Below are 18,229 nucleotides of genomic sequence, written 5' to 3' on the forward strand. Positions count from 1 at the left end.
ATGTATGTTTTTATTGGGAAATTATGTGTTTAAATCTGCAGGGACTGATGTTACTTTGCACATCCATTTCCTTAACCTCCATATGGGTAAGTATACAAAAACCACAGACAGAATTCCGGCCAGCGTTCCCACCACAACAGCCATTGCTGTTGCATCCAGTTTGTAATCTTTTGAAAAATTATACTGTCCTATAAACAGCAGCGACAATACCAATAGTCCTGTAATCAATCCATGTAAGATGCTCAGTCTGGTCATCAGCTTTTTGATATTAAGCTGTTCGTCTACCGTAAACTCTATGGCTTCCTGGCTGGCAGCATCCGTTACTCTTTTGATGATGTCTATGGTAAGAACCACCGGAAGGAAGATGGCCATCGGCAGGGTAAGACGGGCCAAATTCTGAGTTCCTGAAAAAAAATGGGTGTAGCCCAATTCTTTGAAACTGGCGTAAGCAATAATGAAATTAAAAAACACATTCGGAAGGACATAATAAATCGTACGCTTTATGAGAAAGCGTTTGAGGGTGGTTTTCTTTATCAGTCTGGGCTTCGGAGGCTTTATTTTAAATTTCATAGAGAAGTTGTCAATAGCTCGATGGCTTTATCTTTTATCAGATGAGCTTCCTCTTTGGGAAGAAAATTTTCATTGGACATGAAGGTGAAGTCCATCTGCTGGTTGTACGTACTGGTGACTAAGGTATTTGAGTTCAGCCATGGGAAAGCCACGGTAGGACTAAAAATCGTTTCCAGACTGAAGTTTTTATAATCATTCGGGATATTGATCTTGCCCATATTGGATAAGGTAATATCATGCCCGCCTTCGCTGGATTTCAGCATATTGATCATCCGCCCTACAACAGGATGCATGTGTTCTCCCATCCAAAGGAGCTCACGGGCTTCCATCTTATTGATTTTTGCGGTAAGATCTTTTTTGATCTGCCTGGCATTGTCCATCACATCATTGCTGTTTTTCCTGATGGAAAGCTCCACGGTTGGGGCAAAAGCAAATAAATGATCTTCTTTAATTTCCGGAATAAAGTGACGCACATCTACCGGGCTGATCACTTTACCTTTGGCACGGTCCCCCTGAACATCACGGAAGGCCTGCATCACGGAAGAACATAGCAAAGCATGCACAGAAATCTGGTTGGCTTTACATTTTTCAGTGATAAGTCGGGTTTCTTCCTGAGTCATTTTCCAGTGAATGGTATAGCTTTTTCCCTGGTTTCTTTTTTTGCTTTTCCGCTGGATGGAAAAGAATATTCTGGCGAACAGAAGGTAAAGACCGGCCTTATATTTTTTGATTGCTGTATTAAAATCCGAAGGCAGGAAATCATCAACAGATTCAAAAGCAACATAAGGAATTAATGGAGCATAAGGATTGTCCAGCAAACTCAGAAGCTCACGCAGTAAGGTTACTCCGGTGGTTCCATCGGATATACAGTGAGGCATGATCCAAAGGATTTCGGAAATATCCTGTCCTTTTACCCAGACTACTTCGGTCAATGGTTTTTTGGGTGTTTCAAAAAGTTTAAACCATCCTTTTTCGGATTCTTTGAACCAATCTTCGTCTGTTGTACGCTCTACAATGCGAAGCGGAATAGGTTCAATATCTTTCTGTCCCATAAAATAAGGATAGTTTCCGATGTTATGATCAATATTCGTTCTTAGAATAGGATGCTTCTGCTGGATTCTTATTAAAGCAGCTTTAAAATTTTCTTCAGGAATCTCTCCTTTGATTCTTGCCGTATAGATACAGTTTAAAGGAGTTTCAGGATCTACATACATGATCCTTTCCACCATCATTAAGGGTCTTTTGATCATGATACTGCCATTTGTTTTAGTTGAGAATGAATGATCCGCATTACCTCTTCACGAACTGCCAGTGCATCTGTGTAAGGTAAATATCCTTCGCTTCCCATGAATGAAAAATCCATTTCACCCCGGTACGTTGAGGTTACCATTGTAGTTGTATTTCCCAGCGGTCCTATTACTGATGGACTGAAAATCGTATCTACCGTAAACTCCTTGTACTCATGAGGAATCTGAATGCGTCCCAGATTGGAAAACATACAATCGTTGGAGGATTTTCCGTTCTTCAACAGCCTGGTGAAATTACTCAGGGCATCATGCCCGGATTCCATGACCATCATGGTGATATAAGGATTCAGTTTTGAGGTCTTTTTTTCCACAGCTTTCTGCATCACACGGAGATTATCCTCAAAGCTTAGGTTTTCATCAGAAGAAACCACGATCATCAGCCCGAAAGCGAAAATATGATCTTCTTTGATCTGTCCTGCAAAACGTCTGATGTCTACCGGACAGGAAACTTTATTGAAGGACTTTTCTGCTCTTACTTTTTTAAATGCCTGCAATACCGCCGCACTTAAAAATGTATTTACCGTTACCCCCTGGGATTTGCAGTAAGCGATTAATTCTTTGCTTACCGCTTCATCCAGCTTCCAATGGATGAGGTAATCACTTTGTCTTTCCACAGCTTTTTTGCCTGTAGGAATCCATTTAATCGCGGTAGAAGCCAGCCTACCTATAAATCTGGCTTTCAGTTTTTGTCTGCGGCTGTTCAGGATATGGGCAGGAACCACATCTTCAATTCCCAAGATCGGGTTTTCTATCCCGATATCGGCAGCCGGGTTGTCCAGAGCCATTAAAAACTCTTTCAGGAAGGCCATTGCAGAACCACCATCGCAAAGACAATGGTGGAACGCAAATAACATGTCAGAAACGTTTTCCCCTTTGATCCAGACAAACCGGATCAGGGGTAATTTTTCGTAATTAAAGATGGTGTTCCATTCTTTCATGGATTCTTCCTGCCACTGGTCCTCACTTTGTCTGGTGACGATTCTTACAGGAATGGAAACCGTTTTTTCAGGAACATTAAACCATGGAATATTTTTTTCATCATGGCTGATTAATGCTCTCAGCCAAGGGTGTTTGTTTTGAATCCGGGCCAGAGCCTGCTGGATCTCTTTTAAGGTAAAAGTTCCTCTCAGTCTGAACGGAATGACCGCGTTAAAAGGTTCTGTTCCGTCTCCCAGTAACATACGTTCACCAAATAGTAATCTTCTTTTCATAGGTTGATTCATAGGCTACACAGAAGCTAATGTTGAATGTTCGTTTACAAAATTTTCTAACAACTCTACCGCTTTGTCATTTCCTCCGGAAAGGGTGAATGTATTTCTTACTTCCTGAGCGGCAGTTCTGTATTTAGGATTTTCCAATAATTCAAAAACGGTTTCACGAAGGGCCTCTACGCGGAGTCTTTTATACCGGATGCTGATTCCGCAGCCTGCCTGCTCGATCAGTTTGGCAATATGGAAATGATCATAGGCAATAGGCGTGATCAGCATGGGCAATCCGTTACGGAAAGTATCATTTACAGTATTGAAACCACCGTGGCAGATGACCATATCCATTCGCTGCATCACTGCCGATTGTGGCACAAAGCTGTTCACGATAAAGTTGTCCGGCCATTCTTCAAAAATTTCGGGTGGAGTAGCGGCAATCACGGTTACAGGCTGATCTTTAAATGCTGCAATGATTTTTTCAAAAAAAGCTTTTCTGATGTCTACCAGCAGCGTTCCCAATGATACAAAGATTTTTGGAGTGGTAGACGCATTCAGTTTATCCCAGTCAAACAGAGCATCATTCGGACGTCCTTTTACCGGGCCCACAAATTTCATATGAGGCGGAACGGTTTCAAATCCTGCGAAAGCCTGGGAGGTAAACACCATATTCAGTTTGTGAGAATGGATATAAATTCCCTCCTCATGAATTCCTACTTCTTTTTGCAGGTCTTTGATAAGGTTTTGCTGCCATTCCCAGATTTTTGGAGCACTTTTTTCCGTATCTCCCATCACATCTGGTGGTACAGGAGTTGTCGTTACACAAGGAATATTGTTTTTATGGGCGAAAAGAGCCCCTCCGAAAGTGATACAGTCATTTACAATCACGTCAGGTATCCAGCTTTCAGTGAGTCTCGTTAATCCCGGCATCATCATTTTAGCGAAAGGAACATAGGTTTCTTCCAGTGCCAGTTTCATTACTTCAGGACCGGAGCATGCGGGTCCGTCGTCCTGCCTTTTCAAGATACGGGCAATTTCTTCCTGATACGGAACAAGATCTTCTTCAGGGTAGAAATAAGAACCTCCTTCAGGAATATGTTTACTGTCTAACGGGGTAATCCCAAACCATTTTACTTCATGTCCGCGGGCAATTAAACTCGCTCCCACACTTAAAGTAGGGCTCACATGTCCAAAAAATGGAGGAACTACAAATAAAAATCTAGACGGTTTTTCAGGTTTTGAAGCCTTTACTATAGCCTGTTCCAATAGGTTGGCTGCTGTAGCAGCGCCTCCTGCTTCCACAAAAGACTTTCCTACTTTCTGAGCCGCTTCACGGTAGCCCGGAGTATTTAAAATCTTGTGTACGGCTTCTCTCAGGTGATTGGCTTTAAATCTGTTAAAATTAAGGCGCTCACCCGCTTCTGTACGCACCACACGCCCTGCAACATGCGACTGATCATAGGCAATAGGAATCACAACCAAAGGAATACCATTGGATAATGTTTCAGAAACGGTATTATGGCCGCCGTGGCACACCACACCGTCAAGATGAGGCAGTAGATCCAGCTGTGGAACCTGTTGATACACCATAAAATTGTCCGGCCATTGCTCAAAAAGCTGTGGATCGGAAACTACTACCACAGTCAAATCTTCATCTTTGAAGGCATCAATAACCTTCTGGAAAAATGCTTTTTTATGGTCGTGATCGAAGGTAGTTCCGATACTTACTAAGATCTTTTTATTGTCTTTGCTTTTTAATTTTTCCCAGTCGAATTCACATGAAACACGTCTTTCCGTAAGAACCGGACCTGTGAATTGGTATTGAGACGGCAGATCTTCTATTTCCCCAAAGAAATAACCGGAAGTCAAAACCAGGGTCAGAAGGTCTGAAGTCGCCAGAGAGCGGTCTTCCTGGAAACCCAGTTCTTTCTGCAAATCGATGATCTGATTCACTTCCCATTCGTGTACTTTTGGAAGTTCATTCATGATTTTAATAGCTGCCGGAGCGGTAACAGAAGTGGCGTAAGGAATACCAAGAGTTTTGGCTGCAACCGGAGCTGCAAATAACTGATGATCCCCGATAACCAAATCGGGCTGCTCTATTTTTAATAAAGTAACAATACCATTATAGCAATGTCTGTTCAGCGGGATAAGAACCTCTTCATACAGGAATTTAACACTGTCGATTCCATACACTACTTTTTTGGAGATAATATCGAGATATTGTTCACTTTCTTTCTTTTCTTCGTCGGTCTGATCATATTGGATCAGTAATAATTTTCCTCCTTCGGGAAGTTTGGCCTCTAAAGTCGGGTCAAGGCTGATCCAGGCTACTTCATGTCCTCTTTCCAGCAGGGTAGCACCAATGCTTAAAGTAGGGTTGACATGACCTGTCAATGGTGGAACTATAAATGCAAATTTAGCCATGGTTTTGTGTTAAAATTTTAGATAAAAATTGAGCGATCGTTTCAGCAATGCGCTGAGGTTCCTGAATCGGAATATTGTGATCACCCGGAATTAATTCAAGTTCAGACTGGCTGATTTGAGATTGCAGCCACTCACCGGTAGGTCTGCAGTTGGAATCAGCGCCATAAAGCAATAGAGTGGGAGACGATAATTCATTAAAACGGGCTTCACCCAGGAAATGTTTTTCCTTAATCATATCTGCTTTGATGCTGGTCTGATTAAACAGAAATTCATACATACGGTGGTTCTTCTCCATTTGTCTTTTGCCCATCTGTACTTTGGTGGTATCTGTAAAATTGGCTACGTAATGCTCAAGAAATTCTTTGCTGTATTCATCAATGATGTTACGGGCTTTTTCGTCCTGAGGATCCGGAGCTTCCATCACCACAAGCTGATTCACGCGGTCCGGGTATTCTAAAGCTGTTTTTAAAGCGATAAGACCTCCGAAACTATAGCCGACAAGGTGTACTTTTTCCAGTTGAAGGTGATCTATTAAACCTATTAAATCGGATGACATATTGTCAAGGTCGTACCCATCCAGAAAGCGTTCACTCATACCGTGGCTTTTCAGATCGTACATCACCACATGGAAATGTTTTGCCAGAATTGGGGCAATATTAAAATAATAAATGGACAGGTTACTGAACATACCGTGGATGAGTACCACGGTTTGTCCGGCTCCTTTGTTGAGTTCCTGTATATGAACTTGCCTGTTATTGACAGTGATTATTGGCATTCGTAGATATAATTGATGATCATACTAAGGTCAAGATTAATAAGCTGGTCAAGATCCATAGATGATAACCAACCTGTAAAGTCGATCTGATCGCCAAAATGCGCCTTGATCTTTTCAGAGAAAGAGACAATCTCAATGCTGTCCATTTCAAGATCTCTGGTGAATGAACTTTCAGGAGTAATGTCCATCTCTTCTACAAATTCAGCACCTATCACTTCAGTAATAAAACCTTTTAATAAAGTAAAAAGTTCTTCGTGGTTCATTTTTAATGTTGCGTTTACAGTGTCCATCCGATAATATAATTTTTATGTTTAATAGTTTTGATTTCAATATTGTTGATCCACAGGTGATCGTCTTTTATCAATTCGACTTCGAAGGCTTTAGGATTTCCTTTCAGTCCTGTTCCCAGAAACTTTCCATAAGCTTCTTTGGCTACCCAGAAACGGGTGGTCCATTCTGCCTGATCTCGGTCTTTTAATAAGGTTAATTCTTTGTCGGTAAATACCATGTCGTAGAATCCTGAACTGCGTTCTTCCATCAGTTCCATATCAATTCCTACAGATTTTCCATATCTCGCGATCCCAACAGCTTCTTTTCCTTTATGAGCCAGAGAAATATGGATGTTATCTGTAAAATCACTGATAAGGTAAGGTTTCCCCACTTCATCGGAACGGATTTCAAACGTAATCGGGAAGCAGGCATGATTTTTTTCTTTGCGAAGAAGATTTCTTACGGCATCTTTCACCGCCACACGGCTTACCATCCAATTTTTCTTCTTGTTCGGCAACAGTTGCTGGTGATGCTGTTTTTCCGTCTGGTTGAAATATCTTTTCAGGATAAAATCCCATGAAGCCACTCTGGTATAGGCCTGATGGAAGAAAAATACTTCAGGAGCAATCTCTTCTGAAAGTCTGTTATGCAGTGGTGACATGGAAACATTCCATAAGGCGGCATCAATTTCCAGTCTTCTGTTTTGCCATCCGGTAATCGCGCACCATATTTTTCCGTCTCTTTTCAGGATGATATCTGCGATGGCGAATTCATCATTCAATTCAGTCAGCATGCAGGTACATTCAAAAATGCCTTCCTGATCATGCATATCTCCGAAGAATTCAATATCTCTGATCTTCACAGGGAATGCAATACGGTCTTTCACCAAAGTAAGCTGAAGCCAAAGTCCGAACAGCTGTCCTGCATTGTCAAGCAATGAACCTTTACCTCCGTTTCCTTTTATCTTCCCGATGATTCCTTTATCTCCTACGGCAGAAACTTCTGTAATTCCCTGATATTGGTCTCCATGGAACATGTGCATGTCGTAGATTTCTTCAGGGGTTCTTTCGATAGGTAAAAGATTACCGATGGAAAGATTGAAGTCAGGTGTTGGAACAGGAGCAGATTTTAAGACTACTTCTGCGTTGGCAAAGTTTTCAATGTCAAGATAGGCATGATTCGGTGAACGCCATTCTCCTTTTACGGTTTTTTCGAAAGGTTTGGCCACGTTCATCCATTGGAATACACTTACATTCATGATTTTATGAACCAATGTTCCCGGGATTTCTGCTTCTGCGATTTCTGCTAATTGCTCAAAAATCATCGTCATCGGAATAACCGGTTCCATATCTGCTACATGAGCCCAGCCTTTGGGCTGTCTCAATAAACTGTGGTCGATCAGGTATGGATGGCTTTCCAGTGTTACATACAGATCTTTTGTAAAGGTCGTACTTCTTATGGGTTGTGGGGCTGGAGCTACAGGAGCAGGTCTTTGGATGGTGATTTCCGGACGGTTCTGGAATAAAGTCAATACTTCTTCCTGCATACGGATCATATCGGCAACGTTATCCTGGAATGCCTGTACCAGAGGATGTCCGCTTTTTGTGGCAATAGCTGAAGCTGTTGCTGCATATTGTTTTGGCGTGTCAAAAGACTGAGCCAACGCTTTCACCTCTTTAAAATTCCGGATGATAGGTGAACCTAATTCCAGTTTAATGCCTTTTCCTGAAGCTTTTTTCGAATGATTTTGAATCTCTAAAAAGTCAAGGGCAATTGTTTTTCCTTCTACAAATAATGAAGCAACTACTCTTTGTAATTGAGCCAATGCAGAACGGGTCGGAACGCTGGAAGCAATCGTACTGAATGCTTTTCCTTTTAACGTATCATCAATAAACCCGATCAGTCCTCCTGTACCGACCTGAATGAAGACTCTTGCGCCTTCTTCGTATAATTTGTCTGTCAGTTCACGGAAACGGACAGGTTCTACCAAATGTTCGGCACTCAGTTTTCTGATCGCTGCCTGATCTGCAGGATAAGGTTCTAAAGTGGTGGCAGACCACAATGGGATTTTCGTCTGCTGGAACTGTGCTTTTTCCATCCCCGCAAGGATCACATCCAATTTATCAGCGATAAAAGGAGAGTGGAATCCTGACTGGAACGGCAATACCTGATGGAAGATCTGTTTTGCTTTTAACAAGGGAACCAACTCATCCAGAGCAGTATTGCTTCCGCAAAGAATCACCTGATTAGGGCAGTTATCATTGGAAATATATAAGTCTGAAATTTCTGAAATAAAAGGCTGTACTACCTCAATTCCGGCTCCTATGGCGATGAATCTGGAATCTTTTAATTCAAAAGTTTCAGGGTTCAGCACGTCAATTAAAGCTTTTACAGAATTTGCTTCTGCGAGCTCGGACGAATATCCTGCCAGCCATTCTCCTAAACTGTGCCCTGCATTCATATCCGGAATAATTCCCAGTTTTTTTAATGAATTATCAAGTATACTGCAGCTGTTGAAGATGTTTAAGGCATCGGTTAAAAGACCTTCACCTTCTGTTTCGATTGGTGCTGATAATCCGAAATAACGGCTTACCGTTTCTACCTCACCTTTTGCCAGACCATCTAATCCAGGGAATACAAAGGCTACTTTACCGCCATCTTTTAATAATGGGGTAGAAGTGTACCAGATATCCTGTTTGTTTTTCCAGATGATATTTTTGGAAACAATTTTTATGGCTTTTTCTATTCTGGCAGGAGTTGGATCGAATATCGCAACTCTGAAATCTCCTTCGCCGATAGTTGTTTCATTATTTTGTAATGCAGATAGCAGTTCTTCGTGAGTAGGTCTGGCCAAGATCAATACCTGATCTTTTTTAGGCATATCATACCCTTCCAAAACAATGTGTGCATTGATTCCTCCGAATCCGAAAGCATTCACCGCAGCTACTTTTGGTAGTCCTGTTTTTGACCAGTTTCTGGCTTCCTGTACCGGTTCGAATCTTGTGTTCTGCATCTCTGCAGTGGGATTCTCACAATACAAGGTTGGCGGCAAAGTATCGTGATGTAAGGCAAGACAGGTTTTAATTAATCCAGCAATTCCGGCAGCTGGCATGGCATGTCCGATATTGGACTTTACAGATCCGATACCCGCTGCTGGAGCTGATTCTTCTTTTCCGAAGAATTGGGCTAAGGTCTGAAGTTCTGTTTTATCTCCAAGCGGTGTTCCTGTGCCGTGAGCCTCAAGGTATCCCACTTTATTTTTATCTAAATCAGCATTGATCCATGCCTGTTCCAACGCTTTCAGCTGACCTTTTACAGATGGGCTCATCACGCTGGTTCCGGTACCATCACTGCTTACGCCAACGCCTTTAATAACCGCATAGATCTTATCCTGATCGCGAACGGCATCTTCCAGTCTTTTTAAGACTACGAAACCACAACCTTCTCCGATTAACAGACCATCAGCATCCATACTGAAAGGTTTGATCTGCTGCTGACGTGACATTGCTCCCAGCTGGGCAAAAATACTCCAGAAGGCAGCATTCTGTCCTGTGTGTACACCTCCTGCGATCATGATATCGGAACGGCCTCTCTGAAGTTCCTGCACTGCATGATCTACAGCAATTAAAGCAGAGGCACAAGCGGCATCTACAGTGAATGCAGCACCTCCCAGATTGAAACGGTTGGCGACAAGAGAAGCAACAAGATTGGGAATTAATCCCATCGCAGTATCTGCTGCAAAACGACCTTTACGTTCCTGAAATGCATGCTTTACCTTTTCAATATCGGAAGAAGAAACGTGAGGCAGTAACTCTTGTAACAATGAAGAAATCTGTTCTCCGGTTCTTACAATTTCTATAGCTCGGGTCGCACCTGGACCTGTGTAGTTTCCTTTACCGATTATGATTCCCGTTTTTTCAAGGGAAATGTTTTTCTGAAATATACCTGCATCTTCCAGTGCTTTCTGTACCAGATCAAGGGTAAGCAGATGATCAGGTTCCGTTCCTTCAACGGCTAATGGCAAAATACCAAATGCGGTAGGATCGAAAGTATAATCAGGGATAAACCCTCCACGCTGACAGTAAAAACGGTCAACGGGGCTTGTGGCATCACTGAAATGAACAGGATCTATCCGATCCGCCGGAGCGAGTTCGGTAGAATCGACTTTATTGACAATATTCTGCCAGAAAGTGTTGGCATCCTGTGCCCCGGGAAAGACACAGGATAAACCAATTACAGCAACATCTGTTTTTTTCATACTTTGTTTATACAGTGTTTTACCAATTATTTCCTGACATGATCAGCACCTGGCTTTCTGTTCCGTATTTAATTTCGTTAAGGAAGATTTCTTTTCCTTCATCCAATGGAATCATGGAAATACCTCTGCGCTCGTACTCAGATTCCAGGGTGGAAGAGACCATTCCGGCTCCTTTCCATGGGCCCCAGTTGATAGAGATCACTTTTCCTTTTAATCTTTTATTTAAAGCTTTCGCGTAATCATCCAGTACACTGTTGGCGGCCGCATAATCGGTCTGACCTTTGTTACCGTATACGGAAGCAATACTTGAGAATAATACCACAAACTGGCAGTCTTCACGGAGCTGTTCCGCCAATACACGAAGTGGTTTTACTTTGGTATCAAATACACGTCCGAAGGAGCTTGTGGTCTTTTGTTTGAATAATTTATCTTCTAAAAGACCTGCTCCGTGGATGACTCCATCCAGACGGTTGTATTTCTCATAAATACTGCTGATCAGATTGCTTAAACCTTCTTCGTCACAAAGATCCAGTGATTGGTAAATGATCGTGTTTCCAAGGTTTTCCATGTCACGGATAGTACGCAGGATCTGATTATTTTTGAAAATCTTCGTCGTTTCTTTTTCTATTTCTGCAGGAGAAGTGAATTGACCAGACTTGATCAGGAAACCTCTGATTTCTTCTTTGGTTTTCATTCCCTGAAAATCTTTCGCAGAAAGTTCATTTCTAGGGTCTGCGGATCTTCCTACCAGAATATAGGTACAAGGATAAGCCTGAGACATATGCTTTACCAGTTCGGCGGTGATTCCCTGTGCGCCTCCAAGTACCAATACCACAGATTTTTGATCTAGCTGGATATGGGCCTCATGTAAACTCGTGGATAATGGAGAAGGAATGATGTCTATTTTATGTCTCTGATCATTTTTGTAAATGATTTCAGCGGGTTTATCATTCGTAAGGATTTCCTTTAAAGTGATTTCAGCAATCTGATCCACTTCCTGAGGCGTGCTAAGGCTGATCAGTCTGCAGGCGGTATTGTCAAATTCTCTGGCTAGACTTTTGAAAAGTCCCGGATAACCCTGATGATGGCGCAATATGCTTACATCTGTGATTTCCTGAAGATGTGCAGGAATATCTGAGATCAGGTATACCCATTTTGCTTTATCAAAATCCAGTTTTTTGATCAGATCCACATGATCGATAATGCTTGGTTTATCTGCTGCTGAGAACAGGTCCAGCATGATTAATCCGTCAATGTTGGAAAGATCTTTTTCTGTATCTGTTACTTCTACGATGGCTCCGTGTTTTTCCAGAGCTTCTTTGATTGCGGAGGTATGAGTGCTGTTATCCTGGGTAATGGCAAAACGTTTTCCCTGCAATACTTCTGTGTTTTGCACTAAAGAAGCATCAGTAGGTGTGATGTCAAAACGAAGACGTGAAAGTACGTTTTGAGTCGGCTCTACAGGGGTTGCTTTAATTTCATTATTGGTTTCAGTGGCTTCGCCATTCATTTCATTGATCCAGCTTGCCAGTCCGCGAAGTGTTTTAATCGCAGCCAGTTTTTCCATGACATCATCAGCCTGTTCAAGGTTTTGACCAAAACCGATCTTGGTTTTAAGATCACCGATAATTTCCATACGTTTGATGGAATCTATACTTAAATCTGCTTCCAGATCCAGATCAAGACCCAGCATTTCTTTCGGATATCCTGTTTTCTCACTTACGATATTCAGAATCGCATTTTGAAGATCTTCAAGAGAAAATGCCGGCTGAGCCTGTAGTTTTGAAGCTGTTGATTCGGCCGCAGATCCATTTTTTTCTGTGGCAACAGTTGTTTCAGCACTTGAGAATTCAGTAAGCCATGAAACTAATCCGCTTAATGTTTTTATACCTGCCAGCTGCTCCATAACGGTGTCTTCGCTGGTGTTTCCGTTGCCCAGAGTTCCCAGTTCGTTACGAAGTGTTCCGATGATTTCAACTCTTTTAATAGAATCTATACTTAAATCCGCTTCCAGATCCATTTCCATACCCAGCATTTCCTGAGGATATCCTGTTTTGTCACTTACCACCTGCAGTAATAAGGATTTGATATCTTTTGAAGGTGCTTGTTTCACGGCTGTAACGGCTACTGGTCTTTCCTGCTGAACAGGCTGAACCGGAATAGCAGAAACTGGCTGTTGAGCCGGAGCCTGCACCGGTGAATGATATACAGGAGCAGGAAACGCCTGAGGATTCTGTCCTATAAAGGAAAGCATCACATCGCGTTGTGCCTGTATCATTAATTTCATACTGTTTAAATATTCCTGCAGCATACGTTCAGCGGTAGATTGCGCTTCAGCTGCCGGTGCCTGATGATTCGTAATAAAATTGTTCATGGGAATAGGGTTTATGAGTGGTAATGCACCATTAGATGGCAGATTACCATGAGTTGGATGGGCAGTCTGCCCGTTAACACGCCAGATGGCTGGACTTTTCTTATAAAGCTCAGGTTGGTTTAGATCAATAACCTTCACGTTTCGGCCATCAAAAAGTTTTTCAATATTAAAGCTTCGGCCGGTTCCTAAATATTGTGCCAGCATACAAAGAAGGTGACTGAATTTATTGTGGCTGTTGTCTTCAACATATAAGGTCAGCTGATCTTTTTCCAGACAGGATTTGGTTAATCCGGTAAGAACTTTTCCCGGTCCTACTTCAATGAAGATTCTTGCTCCGTCATTGTACATGGCCTGCAGCTGTTCTACAAATCTCACAGGCTGTACCAGGTGGTCAGTAAGTCTTTCTTTTATTTCTGCCGGATCTGCCGGATATACTTCTGCCGTGGTATTGGACCATACCGGAATCTGCATTTCCCCGAAAGGAATATCTTTCAATACCTCAGCATATAATTCCTTGGATTTTGCTAACAACGGACTGTGGAAGGCACAGGCAACTTCCAGTTTTTTAGCAGAAATCCCTTCCTGTTTAAGCGTCTCAAGCAGTTTATTGATCGCATCCGTACTTCCGGCGATCACACATTGTGTTGGCGCATTGAAATTGACAGGATAGCATCCTTCTATTTTCGCAATAATCGGTTGCAAACGTTGCGCTGTAGCGCTTGCTGCCAGCATTGAACCCGGATCTCCTCCTTCCACAGAATTTAAAATAGACTGAGCTCTCTGAACACTTAAGTCAACCAGTTTATTTTCATCAAATACTCCTGCAAAGCATAAAGCCGGAATTTCACCGTAGCTGTGGCCTGCCAGCATATCTGGAATAATACCCAATGATTCTAAGAATCGAGCCAATGCAAGGTCTACAATTCCTAAAAGTGGTTGTGCTAAACGGGTATCTTTAATGGTTTCTTTCTGTTGTTTTACATCAGCCTCATTAAAAGTTTTAGATGGGAAAACCACTTTTTCAAGCTCAGGATAATTATCAATAATCTTACGCATGGCCGGGAAAACGACAAATAAGTCACGGGCCATATTGATTCTCTGGCTGCCTTGTCCGGGGAATGTGAACGCTACTTTACCTTCTTTTTTATTCACGGTAAATGTATCTTTAGTCTCAATTCCTAACAATACCAGCTCAACCTTCATCATCAGATCTTCAACCGTATCAGCCACAATGCTGAACTGGATAGGCTTTTCTGAACTGATGCTTAAGCTGTATGCAATATCCTGTAACGGAATACCATCATTAATTTCTAATAAAGTTTTAATCTGACCGGACTGTTCTTTCGCTTCTTCATATGTATCTCCACGGAAAACAAACAGTTCTGAAGGCCATGACTGCATGGCAATTGAATCATCCTGCTTAGGATGGTTCGCAATAACGGTATGGAAGTTTGTTCCTCCAAATCCGAAAGCACTGATCCCTGCATAACGGTTTTTCTCTGCCCATAATCCACTTTCTGCATGGAATGCAAACGGACTGGTTTCTGCATTGTAATACGCGTTAGGCTGCTGAAGGTGAAGGGTAGGTGGCTTTACACCGTGATATACTGCAAGAGAAGCTTTGATTAATCCTGCTAATCCTGCTGCACATTTTGTATGACCAATCTGTGTTTTTACAGATCCTAAATGAGTCTGCCCGGGTAATGCCCCTGAACGGCTGAATAAATTAGTCAGTGCACTTAATTCGGTTTTATCACCTACCACCGTTCCTGTACCGTGAGCTTCCACTAATCCAACAGATGCAGGGCTTATACCTGCCTGGGTGTAAGCACGTTCTAATGCTCTTACCTGACCTATCTGTCTTGGAGCAGTCAAGCCCAATGCTTTTCCGTCACTGGATCCTCCAACGCCCTTAATCACTGAATAAATACGGTCTCCATCACGTACGGCATCCTCATATCTTTTTAAAACAAGGATGGCAATACCTTCTCCAAGAGCAATACCGTCTGCATCGCTGTCAAATGTAGCACATCTTCCTTTTCTGGATAGAGCATGCGTGCTGGAGAACATCAGATAATCGTTAATTCCATTGTGTAAGTCTGCACCTCCGGCAAGAACCATATCAGATTTTCCTAATACAAGTTCCTGACATGCCAGATCAATGGCAGCCAAAGAAGAAGCACATGCTGCATCTACCGTAAAGTTTCTGCCGCCAAGGTCTAATCTGTTCGTAATCCTACCTGCGATTACATTTGCCAGAATACCCGGGAAAGAATCTTCAGTCGTATGTGGGAAGGCTTCTTTTACTTCTTCATGAAGTTCTCCGAAAACCTGCTTATAATATCCTCTGAAACTATAGCTGTTGGCAAGATCATTTCCTCCTTCAGCCCCTATGATGACAGAAATGTTTTCTCTGTTGATGTGTTTTTCTCCATATCCTGCATCTTCCATGGCACGCTTGGCAACCAATAAAGTTAACAGTTGAGTAGGTTCAATAGCGGCAAGAGATTGTGGTGGAATACCGAATGCCAATGGATCGAAATCGATTTTAGGAATAAATCCTCCCCATTTGGAGTGGGATACATCCGGTCCGTCAGAATCCGGATGGTAGTATAATTCCTTATTCCATCTTTCGTCGGGTACTTCAGTGACACTGTCTTTTCCTAAAATGATGTTTCTCCAGTATTCATCAAGGTTTTTAGCTCCCGGGAAAATACATTCCATTCCTACGATGGCGATGTCCAGCGGTTTTTCCGTAGAAACGGGTTCTTCCGGTAATGCCGCCTCCTGAATATGTTCGTAATTGTCTACAACACTTTGATGAAGTGCTGCCAGTGAGATCACACGATTCTGCATGGTGGCTACCTGTCCGATCATATACATTCCTAAGTCCAGCTGATCCTCTTTAGGAATATTGACAAGCTTATCGCCCTGTCGTTCTATGCCTTTCGCAGCAATACGTAAACGGCCTACATTTAATTTTTCAAGCTGTTCCCAGACTTGTTTTTTATCCATTCCGGCAGCAAGAAGTTTTGCTTTTTCTGTATTGAAATGGTGGGTAAAAGCTGTATTTAAACAACGGGTTTCGTGTCCTGGAGCTGTTTCCAGCAAGACCGTATCTTTTGCCTGCATAGCCTGGGACTGAAATTCTTCCTGAATGGCTCCTGTCTGTACAGCTTCATGAGTATACAGATAGGCTGTACCCATCAATACCCCGATTTTTACTCCTCTTGCAGCCAACGGAGCTGTCATGATGGAAACAAATGCCGTTGAAAAGGCGTTATGAATTCCCCCTGCAAAAAATACACTGATGTTTTCAGGATGCTCTTCTTTTAAAATACGTTCAATTTGTTTTTCCCAAAGAACTGTGCTGGACAGAGGTCCTACGTGGCCTCCGCATTCACGTCCTTCAAAAATAAAGTTTTTAGCTCCTTCTTTCAGGAAAATATCCAGAAGAGCGGGGGAAGGAACGTGTAAGAATGATTTTATTCCGGCTTTTTCAAATACTTTAGCCTGTGCGGGTCTTCCTCCTGCAATTAAAACTACCGGAGGTTTTGCTTCCAATATATAAGAGGTTTGCTCATCTCTTAATTCCTGAGGGGCAAATCCTAAAATTCCTACTCCCCATGTTTTTTCTCCGGCCAGCTTTTTGGTGTCCATTACCAGAGACTTTGCAGATTCTCCTTTCAATAAGGATAAAGCAACAAAAGGTAAAGCTCCGGCATCTGCTACCGCGTTGGCAAATGAAGGAACGTCACTCACACGGGTCATCGGGCCCTGAGCAATAGGATATTGCAGTCCCAGTTCCTGAGCTAAAGAGTTTCCTTTATCAATTACTTTGAGTGCTTTTGCCTGCTTCAGATGTCCGTACATGGCTTCTTTGAAACCGAAAATAAGTTTTTTCAGTGTTTTGAAGTCTTCATACAGATCTGTGGCCAGCGAAATGTCCTGTCCCATTGGAATGTAACAAGTGCTGAGATCCAGGCCTGTAAAATATTGTTTCAGATCTCCGGCAGTTGTATTCTCGGGTAAGGAAGGTGAGTTGGGTCTCACCAATACACGATGGTTGGCAATCACCTTAGTTTCTGTACCATTCAGTTTTGAGCATACTTCTTTGAGGTCCTGAGGAACTGAACTTTCGGGGAACAACGCTAGCTGGCTGTCCAGTACAATTCCTGTTGCTCCCAAAGCTTTTGTTGCCGCTGCGGTATGGAGACCTATTCCTCCCTGTACCCACACCGGAATGCTCTGGATTTCTTTGATCACACGCTGGAATAATACAAACGTGGATTCATAGCCTACCCATCCGCCTGCTTCATTTCCTTTGATAATGATTCCTTCTGCTCCCGCCTGTTCAGCCTGTCTTGCTTCTTCCAGACTGGTTACCTGATAAACTGCAGGCAGCGCAGAGGGCTTAGACATTCCGAATGGAAGGATCGCAAATCTTACCTTTTCAGGAATTTGAAGAGAGACGAAGTTGTCTGCAGAAAAATAAATACCATAAGATGGTACGTCTATCTGATCAAGTTGATGTAACGCTTCCTGTGCAGCCGTTATCTCATTTCCTAAACTTAAAACGGGGAATGCACCCGCCTGGTGTAATCTGGATATAAGAGTAACGTCCGGCTTTTCAAAAGGCGTCAGTCCAATAATGGTTAAGTTTTTCATGGCGTGATAATTATTGAATGATAGCAGAGATTCATAACAACATGCTTTGCCTTTCGGTAATAAGGCAATTGCTTATCATTATGATATAATAAAATTGGTTTTTGTTAGATCGTTAACGAATTGAATCTTTTTTTGGCAATTATTCAATGATCTATTGGTCTGGAATAGATTGCATAATATAAGGTTAGTGTCCGGTTGTTCAAAGGGCATCAGCCTGATTTTGGTCAAGTTTTTCATAGCATTTACGGTATTGGGATAGTTAATGTTGTTTCATAACAAAACATCAATATCACTGGGATATACAATGATATTTTGTTACGATGAAATAAAAATAATAAAATTGTATTATATATTTAATCATAAATGCAATTTGATAAC

General features: G+C 42.2%; 8 protein-coding genes. All 8 read right to left on the reverse strand.

Annotated elements, in window-relative coordinates:
- Positions 1–21 precede the first annotated feature (21 nt).
- From AB1278_RS07815 to AB1278_RS07850, 8 genes are read right to left on the reverse strand one after another with little or no spacing between them, the layout of a single operon-like run.
- Entirely contained in the window at positions 22–570 is a 549-nt protein-coding gene (locus AB1278_RS07815) for a hypothetical protein (RefSeq protein WP_343641906.1), read from the reverse strand.
- Complete coding sequence (locus tag AB1278_RS07820; RefSeq protein ID WP_429813490.1) at positions 567–1,820, reverse strand: phthiocerol/phthiodiolone dimycocerosyl transferase family protein; 1,254 nt, start codon at positions 1,818–1,820, stop codon at positions 567–569. Before AB1278_RS07820 ends, AB1278_RS07815 begins: the two co-directional genes overlap by 4 nt.
- A complete protein-coding gene (locus tag AB1278_RS07825) occupies positions 1,817–3,088 on the reverse strand; it encodes a condensation domain-containing protein (protein WP_429813493.1) in 1,272 nt (423 codons plus the stop codon). The genes AB1278_RS07820 and AB1278_RS07825 overlap by 4 nt, the downstream gene beginning before the upstream one ends.
- 15 nt (positions 3,089–3,103) lie before the next feature.
- Positions 3,104–5,506, reverse strand: a complete 2,403-nt coding sequence (locus tag AB1278_RS07830; protein ID WP_429813496.1) for a glycosyltransferase — start codon at positions 5,504–5,506, stop codon at positions 3,104–3,106.
- Positions 5,499–6,281 carry an alpha/beta fold hydrolase gene (locus AB1278_RS07835; RefSeq protein ID WP_429813499.1) on the reverse strand — a complete coding sequence of 261 codons (783 nt, stop codon included), beginning with the start codon at positions 6,279–6,281 and terminating at the stop codon, positions 5,499–5,501. The genes AB1278_RS07830 and AB1278_RS07835 overlap by 8 nt, the downstream gene beginning before the upstream one ends.
- A complete protein-coding gene (locus AB1278_RS07840) occupies positions 6,272–6,571 on the reverse strand; it encodes an acyl carrier protein (protein WP_034696900.1) in 300 nt (99 codons plus the stop codon). Before AB1278_RS07840 ends, AB1278_RS07835 begins: the two co-directional genes overlap by 10 nt.
- Complete coding sequence (locus tag AB1278_RS07845) at positions 6,559–10,809, reverse strand: beta-ketoacyl synthase N-terminal-like domain-containing protein (protein ID WP_429813502.1); 4,251 nt, start codon at positions 10,807–10,809, stop codon at positions 6,559–6,561. Before AB1278_RS07845 ends, AB1278_RS07840 begins: the two co-directional genes overlap by 13 nt.
- 19 nt (positions 10,810–10,828) lie before the next feature.
- Positions 10,829–17,851, reverse strand: a complete 7,023-nt coding sequence (locus AB1278_RS07850) for an SDR family NAD(P)-dependent oxidoreductase (RefSeq protein WP_429813505.1) — start codon at positions 17,849–17,851, stop codon at positions 10,829–10,831.
- Positions 17,852–18,229: the final 378 nt, after the last annotated feature.

It is taken from the genome of Chryseobacterium sp. NRRL B-14798, assembly GCF_050470705.1.
In the GTDB taxonomy this organism is placed as follows: Bacteria; Bacteroidota; Bacteroidia; order Flavobacteriales; family Weeksellaceae; genus Chryseobacterium; species Chryseobacterium cupriresistens.